Source organism: Pseudomonas chlororaphis subsp. aurantiaca, assembly GCF_013466605.1.
GTDB lineage: Bacteria > Pseudomonadota > Gammaproteobacteria > Pseudomonadales > Pseudomonadaceae > Aquipseudomonas > Aquipseudomonas chlororaphis_I.
In genome coordinates this window covers 4678204-4702030 of sequence record NZ_CP059162.1, presented here as the reverse complement: position 1 = coordinate 4702030, position 23827 = coordinate 4678204, and the positions used below count along the sequence as shown (strand labels likewise).

Sequence of the window (23827 nt, the reverse complement as noted above, 5' to 3'; positions counted from 1 at the left end):
GTTTTGTCTTTGGCGCGTAGAAAAACATTTCCAGTCGCCAGAGAGTAGCGCGTTTCGACTCAAGCACTATCTCAAGCCGAAGGCACCCTTGACCGGCGTTAACGTCCCAGGCTGTTGTGCGTTAGCCGGGCTACACACTTGCCATGCTGCTCGCCACTCTTCAATGCCCGCAGTTTCTCCGGCAATTGGTTGAAGTCGAACTCAATCAGCGGTGCAGGTTGCAGAAGGCCCGACACGGTTTGGCTCATCAGTTGTTCGGCGTACTGGCGTAGCTGTTGCCAGTCGGTCCGGCTGCCGTAAGCGTGAATGCTGTTGAGGGCCACCTCGTGGAGTGAGATCGCGGTGCTGAACGCCGGCAATGGCGTCGTCTCCTGACGATCCTGAATGCACACCAGGTGCCCGTTGTAGCCCAGCAGCTCTGCCAGGCTGCGCGCGTGAGCGCCGCTGACGGTATCGAACAGCGCATGCAGGCGACGTTCCCCCAACCGTGATTGCAGCTCGGTTTGCCAAGTATCTGCCTGATAGTCGAAGACCCCGACCACGCCCTGTGCCAGCAACCGCGCATGATGCTTGGCGGACGCCGTCGCCCACACCCGCAAACCACGTTGCACCGCCAACTGAACCAGCAGTGAACCCACTGCCCCGCCAGCCCCCACCACCAGCACATCACGTGCACCTACAACGGGGACTTTATCCAGCGCCTGCAAGGCGGTCAGGCCGGGGCAGGGCAGGCTGGCGGCAACCGCGTCATCCAGTGACTCAGGAACCGGCAGCGCCGTATCGGCATCGAGCAGGCAATACTCGGCGAAGCTGCCATCACGGCTCAGCGACTGGTGATAAGCCACCCGCGTACCGACCTTCAGCGCCACCGCGGCTCCCGCGGCCACCACCACACCGACGCCATCGATACCAGGCACCCGGCCGGTATGCCAATCGGCATGCCCCCACTCGATGATCTTCCAGTCCGCCGGGTTGAGGGCGATCGCGGTATTGGCGATCAACACTTCCTTGGGCCCCGGTTGCGGCAATACCTTGCGGATCCGTTGAAGGCCTTCCAGGCCGGCCCCTGCGGTCCAGCCCCAGGCGTTGTATTCAGTTGGCATGGTGAAACCTCGGCAGTACGAATTCGGCAATTTCCTCGATGGCCTCGGCCACCGGACGTTCGCTGCGCCGCAGATGCAGGCCGACATGCTGCACGCCCGCTTCTCGCAGGGCCTGCAGCTCGTCGATCAATGCCAGGCGCCCACAGCGGCCGCCAAAGCGCAGGTGCTGCATGGGGGCGTGCGGATCGGCGGCGAGGTCCAGGTGGACGAAGCTGATATAGGGTTTGTCGCCACCGACCTCCCGCCAGAGTGCGACGCGTCGGCGGTGCTCCTCCGGGGTGCCCGGATAGGCCAGCCAGCCGTCCATGTGCTCACCGATCCAGGCCGGCGATTGCTGGCCCAGTCCGGCCACCAGCAGCGGTGCGGCTTCAGGGCGCTGTGGCAGCAGATGCGCGCCCTCGGGCAAGCGATCCTGCCCCTGGCTGTGCAGCAGCTCGACCGCATCGCGGAAGAGCTCCCCACGCTGGGCGTAATCGACGCCGAACAGCGGATACTCCATCGGCCGGTCACCACTGGCGACCCCCAGCAGCAAGCGACCATCGCTCAACTCGTCGATGCTGTTGGCCGCCTTGAGGGTCAGCCACGGCTGACGCAGCGGCAGGACCACCGCGGCAGTCCCGAGCATGATGTTGTGCGTGATACCGGCCAGGTAGCCGAGGTAGGAAAAGGTTTCGAAGACCTGAGCGGCATCGCCGAAATCCGGGTCGTACACCGGCACATCACGTACCCACAGCGCACGAAAGCCGGCCTGGTCCGCCAGACGGGCGAGGGTTGCATGTTGTTTGAGGTCCGGCACGCCGAAAGGGCGACCTTCGATCTGGCGCAGGCGCTGGCCATCGCTCGACCAGTCATTGTCCAGGGGCAGTTCCAGGCCGATGGAAAAGTTGTTCCTGCCAAGCAGGCGTTGAAAACGAGGGTGCATGAAGGGCTCCAGCGTCTCGCCCGTGGCAAGACGATCATAGGGATTACAGGGCAGCAGTATCCCCAGGCCCGGCCCACGGAAAAATGCATGAATCGGAACAACAATCTTGAGCGGGCATCACGAATCGGCCGAATTCTTCATGAAAGCGCCGGGGCGGTTTTTGGTATGGTGCAGCTCGCTTTTCAAGGGACCGACATTCACCCGCACGGATCAGCGTTCACTATTCCACGAGAAGCTGTAGCAATGCCTGAACCGATACCGATCAAGGACCACGAAAAAGAGACGCGGCTGGTCAACAAAAGACTGTTGGCCTGTGCCCTGTTGGTGGTCGCGATCACCTGCACCCTGATCGGGCGCCTGTACTTCCTGCAGGTGGTCGAGTTCGACTATCACTCGACCATCTCCGAAAACAATCGTGTGCACGTGCTGCCCATCACCCCGACCCGCGGCCTGATCTACGACCGCAACGGCGTGCTGTTGGCCGACAACCGCCCCAGTTTCAACCTGACCATTACCCGCGAGCGCACCACCGACCTCAAAGGCGAGCTGGACCAGGTGGTCAGCCTGCTGCACCTGCCCGCCGAAGACCGCGTCCTGTTCGACAAGGCGCTGAAGCAGTCACGCCACCCATTCGTGCCGGTCACCCTGTTCTATGAACTGACCGAAGAGCAGATCGCCGTGCTGGCGGTCAACGAGTACCGCCTGCCGGGGCTGGAGGTCGAGGCGCAGTTCGTGCGGCACTATCCGATGGGTGCGCACTTCGCCCATTCCATCGGCTATGTCGGGCGCATTAACGAGAAGGAAGCCAAGGTCCTGGACTCGGTGGAATACCGCGGCACCCAGTCGATCGGCAAGACCGGGATCGAGCGGTTCTACGAGTCCGAGCTGCATGGCCATGTCGGCTATGAAGAGGTGGAAACCAACGCTCAGGGCCGGGTCATGCGGGTGCTCAAGCACACCGATCCGATCCCTGGGAAAAACATCGTGCTCAGCCTCGACGTGAAGTTGCAGGAGGCGGCCGAGGCGGCCCTGGGCGACCGTCGCGGATCGGTGGTGGCCCTCGACCCGCAGACCGGCGAAGTGCTGGCGATGGTCAGCAAGCCGAGCTTCGACCCGAACCTGTTCGTCACCGGCATCAGCTTCAAGGAGTACAGCGCGTTACGCGACTCCATCGACCGGCCGCTGTTCAACCGTGTGCTGCGCGGCCTGTACGCGCCGGGTTCGACCATCAAGCCGGAAGTGGCGATCGCCGGGCTGGATTCCGGGGTGGTCAACGCCTCGACCCGGGTGTTCGATCCGGGTTACTACCAACTGCCGGACGTCGACCACAAATACCGCAACTGGAACCACAGCGGCGACGGCTGGGTGGACCTGGACGCGGCGATCATGCGTTCCAACGACACCTACTTCTACGACCTGGCGCACAAGCTTGGTATCGACCGCCTGCACGATTACCTGGCGATGTTCGGCCTGGGCGAGAAAGTCTCCCTGGACATGTTCGAGGAAGCGCCGGGGCTGATGCCATCCCAGGCCTGGAAGCGCGCCACCCGGCGCCAGCCGTGGTTCCCCGGCGAGACGGTGATCCTCGGCATCGGCCAAGGCTATATGCAGGTCACACCGCTACAGCTGGCCCAGGCGACGGCGCTGATCGCCAACAAGGGCGTGTGGAATCGCCCTCATCTGGCCAAGACCGTCGATGGCGTGGCGCCGGTGGACGAACACCCGATGCCGAATATCCAGCTCAAGGACCCGGTCGACTGGGACCTGGTCAGCCACGGCATGCAGATGGTGATGCACGCGCCCCGGGGCACCGCGCGCGACGCAGCGGCCGGCGCGCAATACCGCATCGCCGGCAAGAGCGGTACGGCGCAGGTAGTGGCGATCAAGCAGGGCGAGCGTTACAACCGGCTCAAGACCCGCGAGCGTCATCGTGACAATGCCTTGTTCGTCGGCTTCGCTCCGGCCGAGCACCCGCAGATTGTGGTGGCGGTGATGATCGAGAACGGCGAGGCCGGTGGCCGGGTCGCGGGGCCGGTGGTGCGTCAGGTCATGGATGCCTGGCTGCTCGATCAGCAAGGCCACCTGAAGCCGCAATACGCCAGCCCGGGCAAGGGGCCGGACGTTCCCCACGCCTGAGTCATTTGAACATCAGGCTGTCCGGCACCTGCTCACGAATACTGAGCATGTGCTGGATGCTGTCCAGGAACAGGGTTTCGGCCTGGCTCATCTTCTGTTCCCGGTGCCACAGCAGCTGGATATCGAAATCCACCACGCCCTCGTCCGGCGGCAAACGCCAGAGCAGCCCTTGCTCGACATTCCGTTTGACCAGGTGGATCGGCAGGCAGCCGATACCGAACCCTGCGCAGACCAGGCGATAAATCTCCTCGAAACTGGTAGAGGAGGCGACGATCTTGCCGGTAAAGCCCTGCTGGTCGCGAAACAGCGTCAGCGGTGACAGGTTGCCCCCCAGCTGGTCGCTGGTGAAGCTGACGAAGTTCTCGTTGGCCAGCTGTTGCAGGTTCAGGCCCTGCTGGCCGAACAGGCGGTGACGCTGGCCACAGAAGTAGGCATACCGCTCGCGAAACAGCACCCGCTGTTCCAGCCTGGGTTGCGGCAGACGGCACAAGCCGACCCCCAGGGTCGCGGTCTTTTGCAGCAGCGAACTGATGATGTCCGAGCTGCCCATCACCTCGACTTCCAGCTCGATTTTCGGGTGGGCCTCATGGAAATCGGCGAGGAACTCGTCGTAATGCGGCGCTTGCACGCCGCTGACGGTGAGGATGCGGATCTTGCCCACCACGTCGTCGTTGCGGCTCTCCACCACGGTGCCCAGGCGCGAAATATCGCCATAGATATCGGTGGCGATGCGCAGCACTTCCTCCCCGGTTTCCGTCAGCTCGAAGCGTCGTCCGCTGCGGGCGATCAACACGCAATCGAGCTGTTCCTCCAGGCGCTTGAGGGCCTGGCTGACCGCTGACTGGGTGATGTGCAGGCGCGCGGCGGCGCGGCTCATGCTGCCTTCCTGGCCGATCACCAGGTAGGTGCGCAGCAGGTTCCAGTCCAGGCGATCGTTGAGAAAACGCCGACCGACCCAGGGGTTGGACGTGGAGAGTGGTGTGGGCATGGCGGCTCCATCTAGTAGCTGTGCTAATAGCAAGGATAAGGATTTGAAAATTGACTAATCCTGGCACGCCGGCGATAAAGCCCACAAGCGCCGCAGAGCGCCGTGATCCAAGCCTTCCGCACCTGCCCAAAACTACAATTACACAGGGTCCTTGCATGCACACTTCCCCTCAACCGCGCAGAGCCGCGGCGGCGGCCTTTATCGGCACGACCATCGAGTTCTACGACTTCTACATCTACGCCACGGCTGCGGCCCTGGTCCTCGGTCAGGTGTTCTTTCCCAGCAGCGACCCGGTGATGAGCACCCTGGCGGCCTTCGGCAGCTTCGCCGTGGGCTTCATCGCCCGGCCCATGGCCGGCATGGTGTTCGGCCATCTGGGCGATCGCCTCGGGCGCAAGAAAATGCTGCTGGTGACCATGGCGCTGATGGGCCTGGCCACCACCGGCATCGGCCTTTTGCCCAGCTATGCCAGCGTCGGTATCTGGGCGCCCATCAGCCTGATCGTGCTGCGCATCATCCAGGGCATTTCCGTGGGCGGCGAGTGGGGCGGGGCGGTGCTGATGGCCAGCGAACATGCTCCGGCCAGGCGCAAGACTTTCTACGCTTCCTTTGCCCAGCTCGGCAGCCCGGCCGGCCTGCTGCTGGCGTTGATCGCCTTCCGCCTGGTGACCAGCCTCGACCAGCAGGACTTCCTCGACTGGGGTTGGCGCTTGCCGTTCCTCGCCAGCGGCGTGCTGATGATGTTCGGCCTGATGATCCGCTCCGGCGTGCACGAGTCGCCGGAGTTCGCCAAGGCCCGGGACAACAACGAAACTGCCCAGTACCCGGTGATGGAAGTGCTGCGCAGTTGCTGGAAGCAGATCCTGTTCGCCGCCGCCGCGGTGACCATCGGCTCGGCCGGCTTCTTCTTCACCAACACCTTCATGATCACCTACGTCACCCAGTACCAGGGCATTTCCCGGGCGACCATTCTCGATTGCCTGTTCCTGGTGACGATCATCCAGCTCCTGTCGCAGCCGCTCTCCGCATTGCTGGCCGAGCGTATCGGCGAGGGGCGCTTCCTCAAGCGGGTGGCGCTGCTGTGCATGGCCACGCCGTACCCGATGTTCCTGTTGGTCGGCACCCAGAACATTGTGCTGATGACCCTCGGCATCGCCCTGGCGGTGGTGATTCTCTCGGCGCTGTACGCGGTGATCGCTGGCTACATGACCCAGGCCTTCCCGGTGCACCTGCGCTACTCGGGGATCTCCATCGCCTACCAACTGGCCTGCGCGGTCGCCGGTGGCAGCACGCCGCTGATCGGCACCTTGCTGGCCAGCAAATTCTCGGGGCAGTGGCTGCCGCTGGCGGTGTTCTTCAGCCTGCTCTCGGTCCTGTCATTGATCGGCGTCTGCGGCCTGGCCCGGCTGCGCGCCAACCCAACTGTCCACCACGCTGCCAAAGAGGTGTATTCGTGAGCAAACCTGAACACATGAGCCCGATTGAATGGCAGGCCCGCTGCGAGCTGGCGGCCCTGTATCGACTGGTCGCGCACTTTCGCATGACCGACCTGATCGACACCCACATCACCCTGCGTATTCCAGGGCCCGAGCATCACTTTTTGATCAACCGCTACGGGGTGATTTTCGACCGCATGCGTGCCAGCGACCTGGTGCGCATCGACCAGCAAGGGCGCATCGTCGATCCGCACTACGCCGGGCACCGGGTCAACGCCGCCGGCTTCGTCATTCACTCGGCGATCCACATGGCGCGCCCGGACCTCAACTGCGTGATCCACACCCACACCGCCGCCGGCATGGCGGTGGCCGCGCAGAAGCAGGGGCTGTTACCCATCAGCCAGCATGCGCTGAAGTTCTACGGCAAGCTGGCGTACCACACCTATGAAGGCATCGCCCTGTCCCTCGACGAGCGCGAGCGCCTGATCGCCGACCTCGGCCCGCACAAGGCGATGATCCTGCGCAACCACGGCCTGCTGGTGGGCGGTGCCAGCGTCGCCCATGCCTTCCAGGAGATCCATTTCCTCGAGCGCGCCTGCCAGGCCCAGGTCCAGGCGCTGGCCGGCGGTTGCGAGCTGAACTACCCGTCGCCGGAAGTCTGTGCCCACACCGCCGAACAGTTCGAACGCGACGACGCCGACAACATCATCGAACTGGCCTGGGAAGCCGCCCTGACCCTGATCGAGTCCCAGCGCGAGTCCTATCTGTCATGAGCATCGTGGTGCTGCTGTCCCGCGACAGCCTGTTGCTCAAGCAACTGCAGGCCGCCTTTGCCCGCTGTGCGCCACAGCTGCTGGCGGTGCTGACCGACGATCCGCGTGCCGCCCAGGCACTTATGGCCGCTTGCTGGTTTCCGCCCGCCGGCAGCCTGGGGCGTTTGCCCAATCTGCAAGTGATTCATTCGGTGGCCGCGGGCATCGACCATCTGGAACACGACCCTTCGTGCCCGGACCTGCCGATCTGCCGGGTGGTGGACCCGGGGCACCGCCAGGGCATGACCGAGTACCTGCGCTGGGCGGTGATCCACTATCACCGCGGCTTCGACCGGGTGCTGGAGCAGCAGCGCGAACGGCACTGGGAGCGGCCGCTGCAACGGCCGGCGCGGCAGTTCAAGGTCGGGGTCATGGGCCTGGGTTCCCTGGGCAGCGCCATTGCCCTTGACCTGGCCGCCGCCGGCTACGACGTGCGCGGCTGGGCTCGCAGTGCCAAGAGCCTGGCGGGGGTGCAGACCTTCGTCGGGCCGGGGCAACTGGAGCCCTTTCTCGATGAAGTGGAACTGCTGATCAACCTGTTGCCGCTGACTGTCGAGACCCGCGGCATTCTCGGGCGAGACAGCTTTGCCCGGCTGGCCCGCGGCGCGGCGCTGGTCAATGTCGGGCGGGGTGGCCACCTCAACCTCGACGACTTGCGCCAGGCCCTGGCCAGCGGCCAATTGCGCGGCGCCTTGCTCGACGTGTTCGAGCAGGAGCCGCTGCCGGCCGATGATCCGCTGTGGACCACCCCCGGGGTCACCATTACCCCGCACATGGCGTCGGCGGCCTCCCACGATTGCATTGCCGAGCAGGTGGCGGACAACCTGCGGCGCCTGCAAGCCGGCGAGCCGCTGTTGAACGAGGTGGACAGGGCCCAGGGTTACTGAGCGCCCAGGCAGGCCTGCAAGGCTTCGATAAAGACCGTCTCGGCGCGGCTCATGCGCTGTTCGCGGTTCCACAGCAGATGGATGTCGACGTCGGCGATGCCTTCATGGGGCGGCAGGCGCCACAGCAGCCCGGCTTCGACATCGGCCGCCACCACATGCTCGGGCAGGCAGCCGATGCCGTAGCCGGCGATCACCAGGCGCCGCACTTCCTCCAGGCTCGGCGACGAAGCAACGATGCGCCCGCTGAAACCCTGCTGGTCGCGAAAGATGGTCAGCGGCGAGAGCATGCCGCCGATCTGGTCGCTGGTGAAACTGACGAAATTCTCCCGCTGCAAATCGCCCTCGGCCACCTTCTGCTGGCCGAACAGGGCATGGTGCTTGCCACAGAAAAACGCATAGCGCTGGCGCAGGAACAACCGCTGTTCCAGGCGCGGCTGGGGCCGGCGGTTGAGGCTCAGGCCGAGGGTCGCGGTTTTTTCCTGCAGGGCGCTGACGATGTCCGAGCTGCGCATCACCTCGATCTCCAGGTCGACCCGCGGATGCTGGCGATGAAAGTCGGCGAGGAAGTCATCGAAACGCTCGGAAAAGATCCGGCTGATCATCAGCAGGCGCACCTTGCCGATCACTTCGTCGGCCGGCTGCTCCAGCACGCCGCTGACCTGGGACATCTGCCCGTAGATCTCGCCGGCCAGATGGAAGATCTGCTCGCCGACTTCGGTCAGGGCAAAACGTGGTCCGCGCCGGGCAATCAACTGGCGGCCCAATTGTTCCTCCAGGCGCTTGAGGGCCTGGCTCACCGCCGGCTGGGTCAGGTGCAGGCGGGCGGCCGCGCGGCTGATGCTCAGCTCCTGGCCGATCACCCGAAAGGTGCGCAGCAGGTTCCAGTCCAGGCGGTCGTTGAGCAGGCGGTCGGGCAGGCGGTTGGACATGGTGCAGGGCTCTGGGTCGAAGTGCAGGGCTGATAATAAGCAGTGGTAATAATCAGCATAATAAATAGAAAATTGACTAATTATAGGCCCGCGACGATAAATCCCTCCCAGACAGGCGCCGCCAGAGCGCCTCTGCGTTCCCGTTCTCTCCTGCCAGAAAAATAATCAAAGGAGCACGATCCATGAAGCCTTCAGCTTCGCCCCAGCCGCGCCGTGCGACGGCCGCCGCCTTTATCGGCACCATGATCGAGTGGTACGACTTCTACATCTACGCCACCGCCGCGGCGCTGGTGTTCGGCGCCTTGTTCTTCCCCTCCGACGACAAACTGTTCAGCACCATGGCGGCCTTCGGCACCTTCGCCGTGGGCTTCTTCGCCCGGCCTTTGGGCGGCATCGTGTTCGGCCATATGGGTGATCGCATCGGGCGCAAGAAGTCCCTGGTGATCACCCTGCTGATGATGGGCGTGGTCACGGTGTGCATCGGCCTGCTGCCGACTTATGCACAGATCGGCGCGACGGCGCCGGTGCTGCTGATCCTGCTGCGCATCGTCCAGGGCATCGCTGTCGGTGGCGAGTGGGGCGGGGCGGTGTTGATGGCCGGCGAGCATGCGCCCAAGGGCCGGCGCAACTTCTTCGCCTCCTTCGCCCAACTGGGCAGCCCGGCCGGGTTGATCCTGTCGCTGCTGGCCTTCAGCGCGGTCACCCGCCTGCCCGAAGAAGACCTGATGAGCTGGGGCTGGCGCCTGCCGTTCCTCGCCAGTGCGCTGTTGCTGGTGGTGGGCCTGGCGATTCGCCTGGGGGTCAATGAATCGCCGGAATTCCTCGCCAGCCGCGAGCAGGCGCACAAGGCCCAGCGTAAGGAGCAGGCGCCGGTGATGGAAGTGCTGCAAAGCGCCTGGCGTCCGCTGCTGCTGTGCATCGGCGCCAATACCCTGGGCATCGCCGGGGTGTATTTCACCAACACCTTCATGATTGCCTACAGCACCCAGCAACTGGGGTTGCCGCGCTCGCTGATCCTGGAATGCCTGTTCGTGGTGGCGATCATCCAGTTCTGCATCCAGCCGCTGGCGGCCTGGACCGCCGAGAAGCTCGGCGCCACGCGTTTCCTGTGCCTGGTGTCGTTGCTGGCCATGGCGTCGCCGTACCCGATGTTCGTGCTGGTGAGCAGCGGCCAGGCGCCGCTGATCATCCTCGGCATCGCCCTGGCGGTGGTGTGCATGGCGTCCTTCTATGCGGTGATCGCCGGCTACGTCAGCGGCATGTTCGAGACCCGCGTGCGCTACACCGCGATCTCCCTGGCCTATCAGGTCTGCGGCGCTGTGGCCGGTGGCCTGACGCCGCTGATCGGCACCTGGCTGGCCCACCAGTTCGCCGGCCAGTGGTGGCCGATGGCGCTGTTCTACAGCCTGATCGCGACCATCTCGCTGCTCTGCGTGCTGGCCCTGTCTCGCCGGCATGCCGCCGTCCACCGCCTGGAAATGGCTTGAGTTTTTATCGCATCCGGAGAACCGAAGCATGTTGAAGATCAACGGCGAACGCCTGTGGGCGAGCCTGATGGCCATGGCCGAAATCGGCGCGACCGCCCGTGGCGGCAGCTGCCGCCTGGCCCTGAGCGAAGACGACAAGGCCGGGCGCGAACTGTTCGCCCGCTGGTGCCTGGAGGCTGGCATGAGCCTGAGCGTCGACCCTATCGGCAACCTGTTTGCCCGCCGTCCAGGCAGCGATCCCGACGCCGCCCCGGTGATGATGGGCAGCCACCTCGACACCCAGCCCGAAGGCGGGCGCTTCGATGGCGTGTACGGCGTGCTCGCCGGCCTGGAGGTGGTGCGCCGCCTCAACGATCTGCACATCCAGACCCGCAAGCCGCTGGAAGTGGCGGTGTGGACCAATGAAGAGGGTGCGCGTTTCACCCCGGCCATGTTCGGCTCGGCGGTGTTCACCGGGATCATGGACCTGGAGACCGCCCTGGCGGTGCGCGACGCCGATGGCATCAGCGTCGCCGAGGCGCTGCACGCCACCGGGTACGCCGGCACACGGCCCCTGGGCGGGGCGGTGGATGCCTATTTCGAGGCGCATATCGAGCAGGGGCCGATCCTCGAAGACAACGCCAAGAGCATCGGCGTGGTCAGCGGTGGCCAGGCGATCCGCTGGCTCGACGTGCAGGTCGAAGGCATGGCCGCCCACGCTGGCACCACGCCCATGCCGCTGCGCAAGGACGCGCTCTACGGCGCCGCGCAGATGATCCTGGCGATCGAAACCCTGGCCACGGATTTCGCCCCCGAGGGCCTGACTACCGTCGGTGAGCTGAGCATCGCCAAGTCCTCGCGCAACACCATTCCCGGCCTATTGCAGTTCACCGTCGACCTGCGGCACCACCGCGACAGCGCCATCGCCGCCATGGAGCAGGAGGTCCGCGCGCGGCTTGGCGCCATCGCCGAACAGCGCCAGCTGAAGGTGACCATCAGCCCGCACTGGATCAGCCCGGCCACGCCCTTCGATGCCGACTGCGTGGCGGCGGTGCAGCAGGCGGTGGACGGCCTGGGCTACGCTCAACAATCGATCGTCAGCGGCGCCGGCCACGACGCGATCCATCTGGCGCGGTTCTGCCCCACGGCCATGGTCTTCATCCCGTGCGTCGGCGGCCTGAGCCACAACGAAGCCGAAGACGTCTTGCCCGAGGACGTGCGCCAGGGCACCGATGTATTGCTCAACGCCGTGCTGGCCCGCGCCGGCCAGGTTGCATAAGGAGAAGGTCATGCGCAGTTTTTTCCACCCCGAACAGCTGCTGCACCATCCGCGCAGCTATTACTCCCGCGGCCAGATGCGCACGCCCCAGGAAGTACCCGAGCGCGCCCAACGCCTGGTGCAGGCCGCGCACTCCCTGGGCTTTGACGTGCAGCAACCGGAAGATGCCGGCCTGCAACCGCTGCTGGCGGTGCACGGTGCGGCGTACCTGCAGTTCCTCAAGGAAGCCCACCAGCGTTGGAAGGAAATTCCCGAAGACTGGGGCGAGGAGGTGATGTCGAACATCTTTGTCCGTGAACCCAACGCCCTGCGCGGCATCCTCGCCCAGGCCGCGCGTTACCTGGCTGATGGCAGTTGCCCGGTGGGCGAGCTGACCTGGCGTTCGGCCTACTGGTCGGCGCAAAGCGCGATTGCCGGTGCCCGAGCCTTGCTCGACGGCGAACCGGCGGCCTACGCCCTGTGTCGTCCGCCGGGCCACCACGCCCGGGCCGAGGCCGCCGGCGGTTTCTGCTACCTGAACAACGCGGCGATCGCCGCCCAGGTGCTGCGCGAGAAATTCGCCCGGGTCGCGGTGCTGGACACCGACATGCACCACGGCCAGGGCATCCAGGAAATCTTCTACGAGCGCGACGACGTGCTGTACGTCTCGGTGCACGGCGACCCGACCAACTTCTACCCGGGCGTCGCCGGCTTCGCCGACGAGCGCGGCAGCGGCGCGGGGCTGGGCTACAACCTCAACCTGCCAATGGCCCACGGCGCCAGCGAAGCCGATTTCCTCGCCCAACTGGAAATCGCCCTGGCGGCAGTGAAAACCTTCGACGCGCAAGTGCTGGTGCTGTCCCTGGGCTTCGACATCTACGAGCTCGACCCGCAAAGCAAAGTCGCGGTAACCCGCGAAGGTTTCGCCCGCCTCGGCGAACGCATCCGCAGCCTCGGCCTGCCGTGTTTGATCGTGCAGGAAGGCGGCTATCACCTGGAAAGCCTGGAAGACAACGCACGGGCTTTTTTTGCCGAGGCTGGGGTCTGGAAGCGCTGATTGCGCTGCCTCTGGACGCCCCTCATACCAAAGCCCCTGAATCAGCGGCTGCATATCAAGTTGAATGAGCAAGGGGGATTGCATCGTACTCACGCTTCCAAAACTGCGACTACACTCACTCTTGCTGGCCCGGAAGGATCGACGGCTGCCGTGAATTTTCGTTGGTCCCGTTGAAAATTTATTTATCTTCGAGACAAGGAACAGTCATGACTTCTCTAGACTCAATTCAACAAAGGCAAATCAGTCTTACACACGCTTACGTGGTGAATAATTCGGCGAGGTATTCGCCGTCCTGGCAAAACATCAAAAAACCTTCGCCGAGCCAGGTTAAAGACAACATTCTTTCGCGCCTTAATGGCTCCAAGGTTGGCGGCGGCTATGCCGTAGTCTGGGGCCCCGCTCTGGCTATGGATGGCGATTACGCGGCTCATATCACAGTGGTGCTGATCGGCGGGAAAAGTGGGAACGACATCGTAGTGGTGACGAGTGGGACCCTTGGCGATTCTCTTCAAGATCAGGTGGACGATCTTGATATTTTTCCAATGGTGCCGTTACAGGAACTCATCAAGAGCTGCCCGGTGCCGGCAAGCATATCGCCGGGAACTGCATTGGGTGTACAAAAGATATTGAATACGCCATCTACTATTGGTGTTCAGGGCACACTTTGCGATTTTCTCGGGAAGCAGCGGAGTGGGGCGACGATCCGATTGGTCGGTCATAGCCTTGGCGGTGCGCTAATGTCGGTACTCGCGCTCTATCTAAAAGAGAAACTCTCGGGCTTTAATTTTTATTGCGAAACGATTGCTGCGCCAACGGCTGGCGATGGTTTTTTTGCGAGCTATTTCAATAAGCAAATGGCCGGTAATGCGCTACGGATATACAACACTCTGGATGTTGTTCCGATGGCGTGGTGCGCAACTTCTCTGGATTTCTCCTTGACGCTCTATGAACCCACCAACGTCATTGATAATGGCACGAAGGAAATGGTTTGTTTGGCAATAGATACTGTTACAAATAATAATTTGAACTACACGCAATGGGGCATGGGTAGCTCGAACATGGAGCTGCGGCTCTGCGGGGAACTTCAATCCAAGTGCACAACCTATCAGGCTCAATCCGGCTATCAACACATCTACGAGTACATATCGCTGCTGGGGTTGCAGCTTGGCGATATACCGATGCCGCCACCGTTCGGCAGCTAGTGCGATAGTCCCGTTGCCCAGATGTTCGAGTTGCAGTTGCCGGCATTTCTTCGGGAAGCCTACACAACTGCAACTCGCTTATCCGCAAACCTTTTCACTCGCAATGGATGCTTGAGTGGCCCTCATCGTGCAGGGCTACAAGCACTTAGAGCCGACCCACCTCCGGCCCTTGCATCGCTTTGCCCTGGGCAACATCCAGCAACGCCACACCATCGCTCAGCAGCAGTGAGGCGATATCGGCGATCTGGAACAAATCACTTTCATCCGCAGTACGCGCGGTCATGCAAGACAGGCTGTTCATCAGTTTGTGAATGGCGCGAATGCGCGGCCCTGGTGCAGGCTAGTAAGTCCACCAGCGAGGCGTTGGAATCGATCAGCAGGACAGGATGCTCGGTGGCAGTGCTGTGAAGCGGGATGCATCCGTTCATTGATATGGCTCCATGCGTTAAGTGGGCTACCTCCAGACCCTCCTACAAGCTGGGTGGCAGCAAAAAACACCCAGAAAAAGCTGGGTGCTTGTGCACGGTGCGATTCCCGGGCTCCTACACCCGGTCGCTGATTTGGCAGCGACCGGCGCAGAGTAATGACGCGTTCTCATGAGCGCAATCCCGACTCAATGACTGAACGTAACAACAGAGTAGGCGACCAATACGCCATCTCAGACCTTGATCCGACTCCAGCACCATTCCCCCGCCTTATCAATAGATCCGCCGCGTTCAACGGCTTGTTTGGACGCATCGTTTATCAGGGAGGAGGGTGTATGGGGTTGCGCCTTATTCGTCGACAAGATCGCGAGCGTGAAGGAATTGGTTTCAACAAAATCGAGTCGCCATTTTTTGCCCGGTCCGAGGTTCAGCAGGCCCTCGGACATTACGGCAACAGAATCGATGGGCTGGATGATTTGCTTTATGCCTACGGCAGTTCGCGCGGCCATCTATCGAACGATGATCTGCGCGAAATCCTGGCGAGCGTAGAAAAGGGCGATTGGCTGCTGGTCTCGAATGACCCTTTCAACCCTTTGAGCGGCGACACATTCGGCAAGTATTCACACATCACCGGAAAGGGCTGGGCGGCGGGTTCCCCGGATCGTTGCCTGCAAGAAAAAGCCAAGCCTGCGTTGCCTGATGCCGAACCTGTCGTAAAACCTCAACCGCAAGAGCCGGGCTTTTACGTCGTGCCTAAAAGCATGAGCCGTGAACAGCTTGAGTCCGTGCTGTTCACTTCTCGCAATCCAGCCGTGATGAGCAAGTTTGAGTCGCTTAATCCCGACTTGGGTGACGTTAAGGCTGGCTCGATGATCGTGCTCAGCGATCCCGGCAACCTGCAATGTACCCGCGAAGAAGGGTTGCAGATGGAGGCCGTGGCCAAGGCCAATGGCGCACTCAAACCGCTCAGCGCGGAAGAAGCGAACTTCATGGCCAGGCATCGAGACGAAATCGAAAACTTTCTGGCCCAGGGTTCGACGGCTATCGGCATCGGTGAAGCGATGTTTGCCAAGAACCTTATCTATCCCGGGCGGGGCAGGATCGGCCCCGCCCGGGATGTCGGCGGAAGGTAAGCGCTGCCTAGTCGTAGTTGCTCACATAAGCCAGGATGCCCTGGGCGCCCAGGGCGTTACTGTTGAAACGGGTCGCCTGCAGCAGCACGGCGATCTGGTTGTCGCTGGCGACGGCTTTCGGAAAGGTATTGCCGCTGTCGTTCGGGTTGATCGATGTTTCCGCCGTCAAGGGGATGAAGGTGTCATCGAACCGGTTGAAAAAGATGCCGGTATAACCGGTACTCCAGGTCACCAGGAAGTCAATGACACCGCATGCGGCCGGCATGGCATTGATATAGGGCTGGCTCGAGGCGTAGACATTGTTGTTCAGGCGAACGGGGGAGAGGGCTTGCAGGTCCTGATCGTTTTGGTACTGCTCGGCCTCATACTGATCGGCCTTGCCGAAGATCCGGACTCGGTCGCCATAGACATAGGCGCTGGTGCCGATATAAACCAGCATGATGTTGTTGTGCACTGTGTCGAAGGTCGCATGGAACTTGCCCATGCCGGTTTGCGAGTAGCTGGTCAGCAGCTTGACCTGCGACGTGCCGGAGGTGGGGTTGCCCACTCGCAGGAAGTTGATCTTGCTCAGGGTTTCCTGGACGCCGACGATCACCCCGTCGCCATGGTTCATCAGCACGATATTTTCGTAGGTGGAAGTGTCCAGGTCGGCACCGGGATTAAACAGGGTCGGATAGACGGCCGTGGTGATCATCACCGGATAACTGGTCGGCTCGAGGGTGTCCTTGTCCAGCCAGATGCCTTGCAACTGGCGTTCGGTCACGCCGATCCAGCAGGCGAAGAGCTGGCAGTTGGCGGGGTTGTAGATGACCCTGGGGCAGACGTAATCCCCGTTGGAGCCACTGATCTGGATTTCCGGGTAGGGCGCGCCGATACCCTGGCTCTCGCTGACGCTGTATTTACGCACGAAGATGCGAAAGGCTCCCGGGTCGTTGCTGGCCCAGACGGCAACGAAGTCGTCGCTGGCCTGGATCGACGTGGTGTCGACATCCTTCTGGGTTCGCTGGGTGAAGGCGGGAAGCAGATAGCTCGGGCGTAGCGTGCCATTTTTTGTCTCCAGGCGGCCATAAAGCGTGGTGTAGCCGGAAGCCTTCGGCCCTTGATAGGTGCCGATCAGGTGACCGCTGACATCGGTCTTCAGTACGCCGCGCAGGGACTCGTTACTGTTGTCGTCATAGAAAATGCTCAAGCCGTTCAACCATTTGGTATTCATTCAGGCACCTGTGACTGTTTGAGGAGTGTCTTCGGAACAGGATCAGCCGGCCGTGCAGGGCAGGCTGGGGTCGTGGTACTTGCCGTCGAGCCTTGACCGCAACGCCTCACCGCCACTGCCGATACAGGGGGCGATATGGACCGCGGCAATGCTCATATCAGCTGTCCTGGCGGCTGATGGACTGGCTGTGGTACTGCAGGCCCGACCTTGCCGGGGTTCGCTGCAGTCGTCCTGGTAGGCGATGCCATAGACGCCGTCGGTGGCGATAGCGCGGTGGTTGCCAGGAAGCGTGGCCTCCAGGGAATGCTCGCTGCTGGTGGGGTCCAGGTCTGCGCTGAATTCCGGCTTTCCATCTCCATGGACTTTCATAGGGGGCGCCAATCAGGCTCTGTCCTGAAGTGGCAACTTTTCGGGAGGTTGATTTAGAGGGGCGTAGGTGATTTTTCTGGGCGGCTTGAAGTGTGCAAGCTGACGGTCTTGATAGGTCGTAGAAGTGCGGGGCAATAGTGTTCTGACGCATGACTTCGACCTCCTTGTCGACTCGCGTTCTGTCCGTTCGCATCCAGCAAGATCAGCGTAGTCATTGTTTTCTAGTGTCCGATAATATTTTTTTATTTATTTAAAACAGTAAGATGCCCCTGAAGTTTTGAGCGGTTACAGATTTGTCGGATAACTGACTTGGCCAGGGAAAGGATGGTGTTACTGGATGGCTATAAAGATAAGTGCGGCTGGTAATAGTGCGAAGTTGTCTTTATAACCCCGCTAAAGAATGACCCTGGCTTCTTGTAAGTATTGGCAATAAGTCATTTCAGAATATAAAGGGACCTAGTTGGCAGCCTGTCCGCATTACCTGCTTTATGTTCCCCCATTCAGACTGGTCATTTACCGGGCCGTTCTACCGCCAGGCGACCAGTGAGTACCAGGGGGAACCGGACGCCATACGGCACTTGCCATCCGCTTTACGTTAACGTCAAGATGCCCTGGCGCGGTTTCTCCCGTGGCGCAGGTTTTGCTTCTTAAAGGCAAGGCTGGCCACGGGCCAAACTTCCCTTTACTGCCATCTGAACCGGGTGTAGACATTGGCCTTGGCTTGCGTGCTCCTCGCAATCCAAGGGAATGGACCGGGGAGGGCCGGGCGGACCGATTCGGAGCGCTTGATGACTCTCATAAAAACAACAACGGGCGAGCTGCAGCACAAGGCCGGACTGGCCCGGGCAAAACTCCATCTGGAAGGCGAAGTCCCCGACGGCGTATTGCGTGCGGAAATCGATGCTTCATGGCGGCGCAGCCTCAGCCATGGCGTGCACTTCAATGGCCAGCCGGAACTGACCCTGGAATCCGGCGCCAGCCTCGAGGTGCTGCTGGCGAGCAATCGCCTGCTGCTCGACGCGGCGATCCCCGCCATCGACTACCTGGCCGAGCGCCAGGGCCAGGACGGCCTGATTATCCTGGCCAATGCCGACGCCACCATTCTCTCGATCGAAGGCCGCGCCGACCGGCTCAAGGGCAGCGGCGTGCAGGACATCGCCCTCGGCGCCTGCTGGAGCGAAGCCACCCGTGGCACCAATGCCCTGGGCACGGCGCTGGTGGAAGCACGCACCACCCTGATCGACTGCGGCGAACATTACCTGGATCGCCTGAGCCATTTCTCCTGCACCTCGGTGCCCATCCATTGCCCCCAGGGCGAGATCCTCGGCGTGCTCGACCTGACCCGCGAAGGTCCGCTGGGGCGCTTCCAGGACAGCTCGGCGCTGCTGGCCATGGCTGTCAGCCAGATCGAGAGCCGGGTGTTCAACGCCTCCTATCCGGAGCAGATCGTCCTGGCCTTCCACAGTCGCCGGCAGTACCTGGAGTCCCCCTGGCAAGGCCTGCTGGCCCTGAGCCTGGGCGGGCAGATCCTCGCGGTCAGCACCCAGGCCTGCCAGTTGCTCGATGCCTCGCGCGCGGCTTTGGTCGGCCGGCGCTGCGAGGAGTTTCTCGGCGTCGACGGCCTGCACTTGCTGGCGCGCCTGCAACAGGGCGGCGTCGGCAGCCTGCAGACCGCCAAGGGCGAGTTCTTCTACAAGACCCTGCGCGCGCCGCAACGCTCGATCAATGTCAGCAGCGTGCCGCGTAGTGCGCCAAAAAAAGCCCCGAGCCATCCGCAACTCGAGGTTCTGGCAGGCAGCAACAGCCGTTATGCCCGCGCCTTGCGCATGGCCCGGCAAGGCCTGGCCAATGCCTTGCCGGTGTTGCTGCTGGGGGAAACCGGCACCGGCAAGGAGGTCGTCGCCCACGCCCTGCACCTGGCCGGCAGCCGCGCCGACAAGCCCTTTATCGCGGTGAACTGCGCGGCAATCCCCGAGGGCCTGATCGAGTCGGAGCTGTTCGGTTATCGTGAGGGCGCCTTCACCGGTTCGCGCCGTGGCGGCATGATCGGCCGCTTGCAACAGGCCCACGGCGGCACCCTGTTCCTCGATGAAATCGGCGATATGCCGCTGGCCTTGCAGGCGCGCCTGCTGCGGGTGTTGCAGGACCGCAAGGTGGCGCCGCTGGGCGCCGGCGAAGAGCAGGACATCGACATCGCGCTGATCTGCGCCACCCACCGCGACCTCAAGCAGCAGGTGGCCGACAAGCAGTTCCGCGAGGACCTGTTCTACCGGGTCAACGGCATCAGCGTGATGCTCCCGGCGCTGCGCGAACGCGAGGACTTCGACGCGCTGCTGGAGGTCCTGCTGGCCAAGCTTGGCAGCCCCGGGGTGGCCCTGGCCGGGGACCTGCGCCAGCTGCTGGCCGGCTATCACTGGCCGGGCAACATCCGCCAGCTGGAGATGGTCCTGCGCACGGCGCTGGCGATGCGCGAGGAGGGCGAAGCGGCCCTGGGCCTCGACCATTTGCCCGACAGCATGCTCGACGATCTCAACGCCAGCGAGCGGCCGGCCACCGGCAGCATCCGCGAGAACCAGCTGGAGCTGATCCGCCAGGCGCTGGACAGTCACCAGGGCAATGTTTCCGCCGCCGCCGATGCCCTGGGCATCAGCCGCGCGACCCTGTACCGCAAGCTCAAGCAGTTGCGCAGTTGATGTCGCGCCTGCTCAGCCGGCTGGTGGACAGCCCCGACCCCGCGGCCCTGCAAGCCGCCTTGCGCTGGCTGTACGGGTTTGTCCGCCCGCAGCGCCTGGCCATCGCCGGGCTGCTGGCGCTGTCGGTCTGCGCCTCGCTGCTGGTACTGGTGCAGCCGTGGCTGACCAAGCTGCTGATCGACGACGGCCTGCTGGCGCGCAATTTCCCGATGCTGGTGTGGATCGCCGGGCTGATGATTCTCGCCGGGCTGCTGGGCACCGCGCTGTCGGGCATCAACCGCTACCTGCACACGCGCCTGTCGGGGCGGATCCTGTTCGCCCTGCGCGACGACCTGTACCGTCATTTGCAGCGCCTGTCGCCGGGCTTCTATGGGCAGCGGCGGATCGGCGACCTGATGTCGCGGCTCGATGGCGACGTGGCGGAGATCCAGCGGTTTGCCGTCGACTCGCTGTTCTCCGCGGTGTCCAGCGTGATCGGCCTGGTGGTGGCCCTGGCGCTGCTGGTGACCCTGTCCTGGCAGCTGTCATTGCTGGCGCTGCTGCTGATTCCCCTGGACCTGCTCTGGCTGCGCTGGATGCGGCGCAAGGTCGAGCGCGATGTGCGGCAATTGCGCGAGCGTTCGGCGGACATGTCGTCGTTCATGGTCGAGACCCTGCCGGTGATGAAGTTCATCCAGAGCGCCGGCCAGCAGCAGCGCGAAGCGCAGCGCCTGGAGCGCCTGGGCCAGGGCTACATGAGCCAGTTGCTGCGCCTGCAGGTCAGCGAGTTCTTCACCCAGGCGGTGCCCGGCACCCTGACCTCGCTGTCGCGGGCCTGTGCGTTTTTGATCGGTGGTTATTGGGTGGTGCAGGGCACCTGGCAACTGGGCGCGCTGATCGCCTTTTCCACTTACCTGGGCATGGCCGTGGGGCCGGTGCAGAGCCTGCTGGGGCTGTACGTGGCGATCCAGCGCATGACCGTCAGCCTGGGCCGGGTCATGGAATTGCGCGGCGAACAACCGAGCGTGACCACGCCGGCGCAACCGCTGCCGATGCCTAGCGGCGGCGAGCTGTATTTCCGCGACGTGCATTTCAGCCACCCGGGGCGCCCCAGCACCCTGCGCGGCATCGAGGCACGCATTCCCTATGGCCTGAAGGTGGCCCTGGGTGGCGGCTCCGGGGTCGGCAAGTCGACCCTGATCGACCTGCTGCAACGCCACCACGACCCGCAGTCCGGGCAGGTGCTGCTGGACGGTGTCGACCTGCGCCAGCTCGATCTGTTCGAGCTGCGCCGGCGCATCGCCGTGGTCAGCCAGGACATCGTGCTGTTCCGCGGCAGCCTGGCCGACAACCTGGCCTACAGCGTGCCCGACGCACCGCGGGCGGCGGTGGCCGAGGTGGCGCGGCTGGCGCAACTGGAGAGCCTGATCGAGTCGCTGCCCGAAGGCCTGGACAGCCCCTTGGGCGAGCGCGGCCAGCAGCTGTCCGGCGGCCAGAAACAACGGATCGCGATTGCCCGCGCGCTGCTCCAGGCCCCGTTGATCCTGGTGCTGGACGAGGCCACCTCGGCGGTGGACGAAAGCACCGAGCGCGAAGTGATCGAGGCCATCGACCGGCTGTTCGCCGGGCGCACGCGGATCCTGATCAGCCACCGGCCCTCGACCCTGGCCGACGCCGACCTGCGCTTCGAGCTGGTGGACGGTGTCTTGCAATCGGTGAAGGTGCCCCATGAAGCCTGAGCTGCGGATCGGCGTGGTCGACAGCGGGCATACGGCCGGGCAACGCCCGCAGGTGGTGGCCGGGCGGCGCTTCTACCTGGTGGAGGACGGGGTGGGCGAGGGCGACTTGCGCGAGGACCCCCTCGGCCACGGCAGCGCGATCATCGAGGCGATCGGCGCGCGGGCGCCCAAGGCGCGTTTCTGTGTGGCCCAGGTGTTCGACCAGCGCGGGGTGACCAGCGCCCTGCAGATCGCCAGCGCCCTGGACTGGCTGGTGAGCCAGCGGGTGCGGCTGATCAACCTCAGCCTGGGGCTGCGCCAGGACCGCAGCCTGTTGCGCGAAGCCTGCGCCGCCGCCCTGGCCCGCGGCGTGCTGTTGTGCGCATCGAGCCCGGCCCAGGGCGAAGGCGTATTCCCGGCCCGCTACCCGGGTGTGCTGCGGGTGACCGGCGATGCCCGTTGCACCCCCGGCGAATGGTCGTGGCTCGACAGCCAGCAGGCGGATTTCGCCGCCTGCGTGCAGGGCAGCCATCCCGGCCAGTCCGGCGCGAGCCTGGGCTGCGCGGCACTGAGCGGGCATATCGCCCGTTACCTCGGCGAACACCACGACGCCGACAACCCGCAGGTGGTCCAGTGGCTGCAGACCCATGCCCGCTATCACGGCCCCGAACGGCGCGGCTGGACATGAGGCCGCTGCTGATTCTCGGCGCCGGTCCGGCCGGCGCCGCGGTGGCCCTGGGCTTGCGACGGCTGGGCTACGCGGTGGCGCTGGTCAGCGAGTGGCGGCGTTTCCCGGCGCTCGAAGGGGTGTCGCTGCGGGTGCTCGAAGCCCTGCGTGGCGCCGGCCTGGGGCGGGCGCTGGAGGCTGGGTTGCAGGCGTCCCAGCGTCAGGTGGCATGGAACGGCCAGAGCCATGCGCAGAACGTCGAATACCTGCTGGATCGCCCGCGCTTCGATCGCGGCCTGCGCGAGGATCTGCGCGAGGCTGGGATCGAGTTGATCGAAGGCAGGGTACTGGACGTGCAGTCGTCCTTGAGCGGGCATCGGGTGCGGATCGAGGGGCAGCCCGAGCGGCTAACGGATTTTCTGGTGGAGGCCCGCGGGCGCCAGGCGCCTGCCTTGAGTAAAGAGCTGGGCAAAGGCCTGCGGGGCCCGGAAACCCTCAGCCTGCTCAACCGTTGGCAGGGCGCGCCGGGCACCACCGCCAGCGCCGTGCACAGCCTTGAGGACGGCTGGGCCTGGATGGCGCGCCAGGCCGACGGCCAGTGTTACTGGCAACTGACAGTGGACGTGGCCAGCGCCGAGTTGCCGGGCAAGGCGCAGTTGCTGGATTACTGCCGTCAGCGGCGCCAGGGTTCGGCCTCGGCGCGGGAGTTCTTCGGTGATGGGCCGGAGCTTGATTTGCAGCTGCACGCGCGCAGCAGCACGGCGATTCTCTGCCCGCAGGTGTGTGGCGCCAACTGGATTCGCGTGGGCGATGCGGCCATGGCCGTGGACCCGCTGTCGGGCAACGGTATCTTCCAGTCGCTGTCCTCGGCGTTGCAGGCGCCGGCGGTGATCAACACGCTGCTGCAACGGCCCGAACGCGCGGCCCTGGCGCAGCGTTTCCATGCCCGGCGGGTGGAGCAACTGTTCCTGCGCTTCGCCCGCATCGGCCGCGATTTCTATGCCGACGAGCAGCGCTGGGCCGGGCAGCCGTTCTGGCAGGCCCGCCGGCAATGGCCGGACCGTGAGCCGGCGCACCGCGAGGCGGATTTTTCCGCCCTGCGCATCGAGCGCGCCCCGGTATTGCGCGAGGGCCTGGTGGACGAAGCCGAGGTGGTGATTACCCCGGACCAGCCGCTGGGTATCTGGCATGTGCAGGGGGTGGAGCTGGCGCCGCTGTTGCGCCGCTTGCCCAACGAGCCGGCGCAACAAGTGCTGGCGGGGTTGAGCGAGGCGCAGGACAGGGCCGTGCGTGGCTGGTTGCTGGGGCAGGGATACAAGCCTTGAAGCGACGGGGGCGGCTTTTGTAGCCGCTGCCGCAGGCTGCGATCGACGGCGTAGCCGTCGTAAAAGGCTCGGGCGATCGATCAGCGAAGTGGTAGCGCCTGGGCGATTG

19 protein-coding genes and 1 pseudogene are annotated in these 23827 nt (G+C 63.9%); 13 read left to right on the top strand and 7 right to left on the bottom strand.

Annotated features, from left to right (window positions below; genetic code table 11):
• Nucleotides 1-98 precede the first annotated feature (98 nt).
• Nucleotides 99-1103: a zinc-binding dehydrogenase gene (locus tag H0I86_RS21095; RefSeq protein WP_180922055.1), complete on the bottom strand. Its 1005-nt coding sequence runs from the start codon at nt 1101-1103 to the stop codon at nt 99-101.
• Nucleotides 1093-2025 (bottom strand): TIGR03571 family LLM class oxidoreductase, encoded by a 933-nt coding sequence (locus tag H0I86_RS21090; RefSeq protein ID WP_180922054.1) that lies wholly within the window; start codon nt 2023-2025, stop codon nt 1093-1095. Before H0I86_RS21090 ends, H0I86_RS21095 begins: the two co-directional genes overlap by 11 nt.
• 243 nt (nt 2026-2268) lie before the next feature.
• On the opposite strand from H0I86_RS21090, the gene mrdA reads away from it, so the two are divergent.
• Nucleotides 2269-4161: a penicillin-binding protein 2 gene (gene mrdA, locus H0I86_RS21085; RefSeq protein WP_180922053.1), complete on the top strand. Its 1893-nt coding sequence runs from the start codon at nt 2269-2271 to the stop codon at nt 4159-4161.
• A gap of 1 nt (nt 4162) precedes the next feature.
• Here the strand turns inward: mrdA and H0I86_RS21080 are convergent, their stop codons facing one another.
• Nucleotides 4163-5149, bottom strand: coding sequence for a LysR family transcriptional regulator (locus tag H0I86_RS21080; RefSeq protein WP_180922052.1), 987 nt, complete (start codon nt 5147-5149; stop codon nt 4163-4165).
• 155 nt (nt 5150-5304) lie between these two features.
• On the opposite strand from H0I86_RS21080, the gene H0I86_RS21075 reads away from it, so the two are divergent.
• From H0I86_RS21075 to H0I86_RS21065, 3 genes are read left to right on the top strand one after another with little or no spacing between them, the layout of a single operon-like run.
• Nucleotides 5305-6606 carry an MFS transporter gene (locus H0I86_RS21075; RefSeq protein WP_180922051.1) on the top strand — a complete coding sequence of 434 codons (1302 nt, stop codon included), beginning with the start codon at nt 5305-5307 and terminating at the stop codon, nt 6604-6606.
• Nucleotides 6603-7358 (top strand): class II aldolase/adducin family protein, encoded by a 756-nt coding sequence (locus tag H0I86_RS21070; RefSeq protein ID WP_009050034.1) that lies wholly within the window; start codon nt 6603-6605, stop codon nt 7356-7358. The genes H0I86_RS21075 and H0I86_RS21070 overlap by 4 nt, the downstream gene beginning before the upstream one ends.
• Nucleotides 7355-8284, top strand: coding sequence for a 2-hydroxyacid dehydrogenase (locus H0I86_RS21065; RefSeq protein WP_180922050.1), 930 nt, complete (start codon nt 7355-7357; stop codon nt 8282-8284). Before H0I86_RS21070 ends, H0I86_RS21065 begins: the two co-directional genes overlap by 4 nt.
• Here H0I86_RS21065 and H0I86_RS21060 read toward each other — a convergent pair.
• Nucleotides 8278-9213: a LysR family transcriptional regulator gene (locus tag H0I86_RS21060; protein ID WP_180922049.1), complete on the bottom strand. Its 936-nt coding sequence runs from the start codon at nt 9211-9213 to the stop codon at nt 8278-8280. The two genes, H0I86_RS21065 and H0I86_RS21060, sit on opposite strands and share 7 nt — an antisense overlap.
• 182 nt (nt 9214-9395) lie before the next feature.
• On the opposite strand from H0I86_RS21060, the gene H0I86_RS21055 reads away from it, so the two are divergent.
• From H0I86_RS21055 to H0I86_RS21040, 4 genes are all read left to right on the top strand, one after another.
• Nucleotides 9396-10700, top strand: coding sequence for an MFS transporter (locus H0I86_RS21055; protein ID WP_180922048.1), 1305 nt, complete (start codon nt 9396-9398; stop codon nt 10698-10700).
• A gap of 28 nt (nt 10701-10728) precedes the next feature.
• Nucleotides 10729-11958, top strand: a complete 1230-nt coding sequence (locus tag H0I86_RS21050) for a Zn-dependent hydrolase (protein WP_180922047.1) — start codon at nt 10729-10731, stop codon at nt 11956-11958.
• A 10-nt stretch (nt 11959-11968) separates the two neighbouring features.
• Nucleotides 11969-12994 carry a histone deacetylase family protein gene (locus H0I86_RS21045; RefSeq protein ID WP_180922046.1) on the top strand — a complete coding sequence of 342 codons (1026 nt, stop codon included), beginning with the start codon at nt 11969-11971 and terminating at the stop codon, nt 12992-12994.
• A 206-nt stretch (nt 12995-13200) separates the two neighbouring features.
• The gene (locus H0I86_RS21040; RefSeq protein ID WP_180922045.1) at nt 13201-14196 is read left to right on the top strand and encodes a lipase family protein; all 996 of its coding nucleotides are present in this window, start codon (nt 13201-13203) and stop codon (nt 14194-14196) included.
• 145 nt (nt 14197-14341) lie between these two features.
• Here the strand turns inward: H0I86_RS21040 and H0I86_RS32540 are convergent.
• Nucleotides 14342-14624: pseudogene (locus H0I86_RS32540) on the bottom strand (hypothetical protein).
• 332 nt (nt 14625-14956) lie between these two features.
• On the opposite strand from H0I86_RS32540, the gene H0I86_RS21030 reads away from it, so the two are divergent.
• A complete protein-coding gene (locus tag H0I86_RS21030) occupies nt 14957-15754 on the top strand; it encodes a hypothetical protein (protein ID WP_258019352.1) in 798 nt (265 codons plus the stop codon).
• Nucleotides 15755-15761: 7 nt separating this feature from the next.
• Here the strand turns inward: H0I86_RS21030 and H0I86_RS21025 are convergent, their stop codons facing one another.
• Together H0I86_RS21025 and H0I86_RS21020 are read right to left on the bottom strand one after the other, a co-directional pair.
• Nucleotides 15762-16967, bottom strand: a complete 1206-nt coding sequence (locus tag H0I86_RS21025; protein WP_180922044.1) for a hypothetical protein — start codon at nt 16965-16967, stop codon at nt 15762-15764.
• Nucleotides 16968-17009: 42 nt separating this feature from the next.
• The gene (locus H0I86_RS21020) at nt 17010-17336 is read right to left on the bottom strand and encodes a hypothetical protein (protein WP_180922043.1); all 327 of its coding nucleotides are present in this window, start codon (nt 17334-17336) and stop codon (nt 17010-17012) included.
• Nucleotides 17337-18124: 788 nt separating this feature from the next.
• On the opposite strand from H0I86_RS21020, the gene H0I86_RS21015 reads away from it, so the two are divergent.
• From H0I86_RS21015 to qhpG, 4 genes are read left to right on the top strand one after another with little or no spacing between them, the layout of a single operon-like run.
• Nucleotides 18125-20029, top strand: coding sequence for a sigma-54-dependent Fis family transcriptional regulator (locus H0I86_RS21015; RefSeq protein ID WP_180922042.1), 1905 nt, complete (start codon nt 18125-18127; stop codon nt 20027-20029).
• Nucleotides 20029-21747 (top strand): ABC transporter ATP-binding protein, encoded by a 1719-nt coding sequence (locus H0I86_RS21010; RefSeq protein WP_180922041.1) that lies wholly within the window; start codon nt 20029-20031, stop codon nt 21745-21747. Before H0I86_RS21015 ends, H0I86_RS21010 begins: the two co-directional genes overlap by 1 nt.
• Nucleotides 21737-22414, top strand: a complete 678-nt coding sequence (gene qhpE / locus H0I86_RS21005; RefSeq protein WP_180922040.1) for a subtilisin-like serine protease QhpE — start codon at nt 21737-21739, stop codon at nt 22412-22414. The genes H0I86_RS21010 and qhpE overlap by 11 nt, the downstream gene beginning before the upstream one ends.
• Nucleotides 22411-23718 carry a flavin-dependent monooxygenase QhpG gene (qhpG, locus tag H0I86_RS21000; protein WP_180922039.1) on the top strand — a complete coding sequence of 436 codons (1308 nt, stop codon included), beginning with the start codon at nt 22411-22413 and terminating at the stop codon, nt 23716-23718. Before qhpE ends, qhpG begins: the two co-directional genes overlap by 4 nt.
• Nucleotides 23719-23827: the final 109 nt, after the last annotated feature.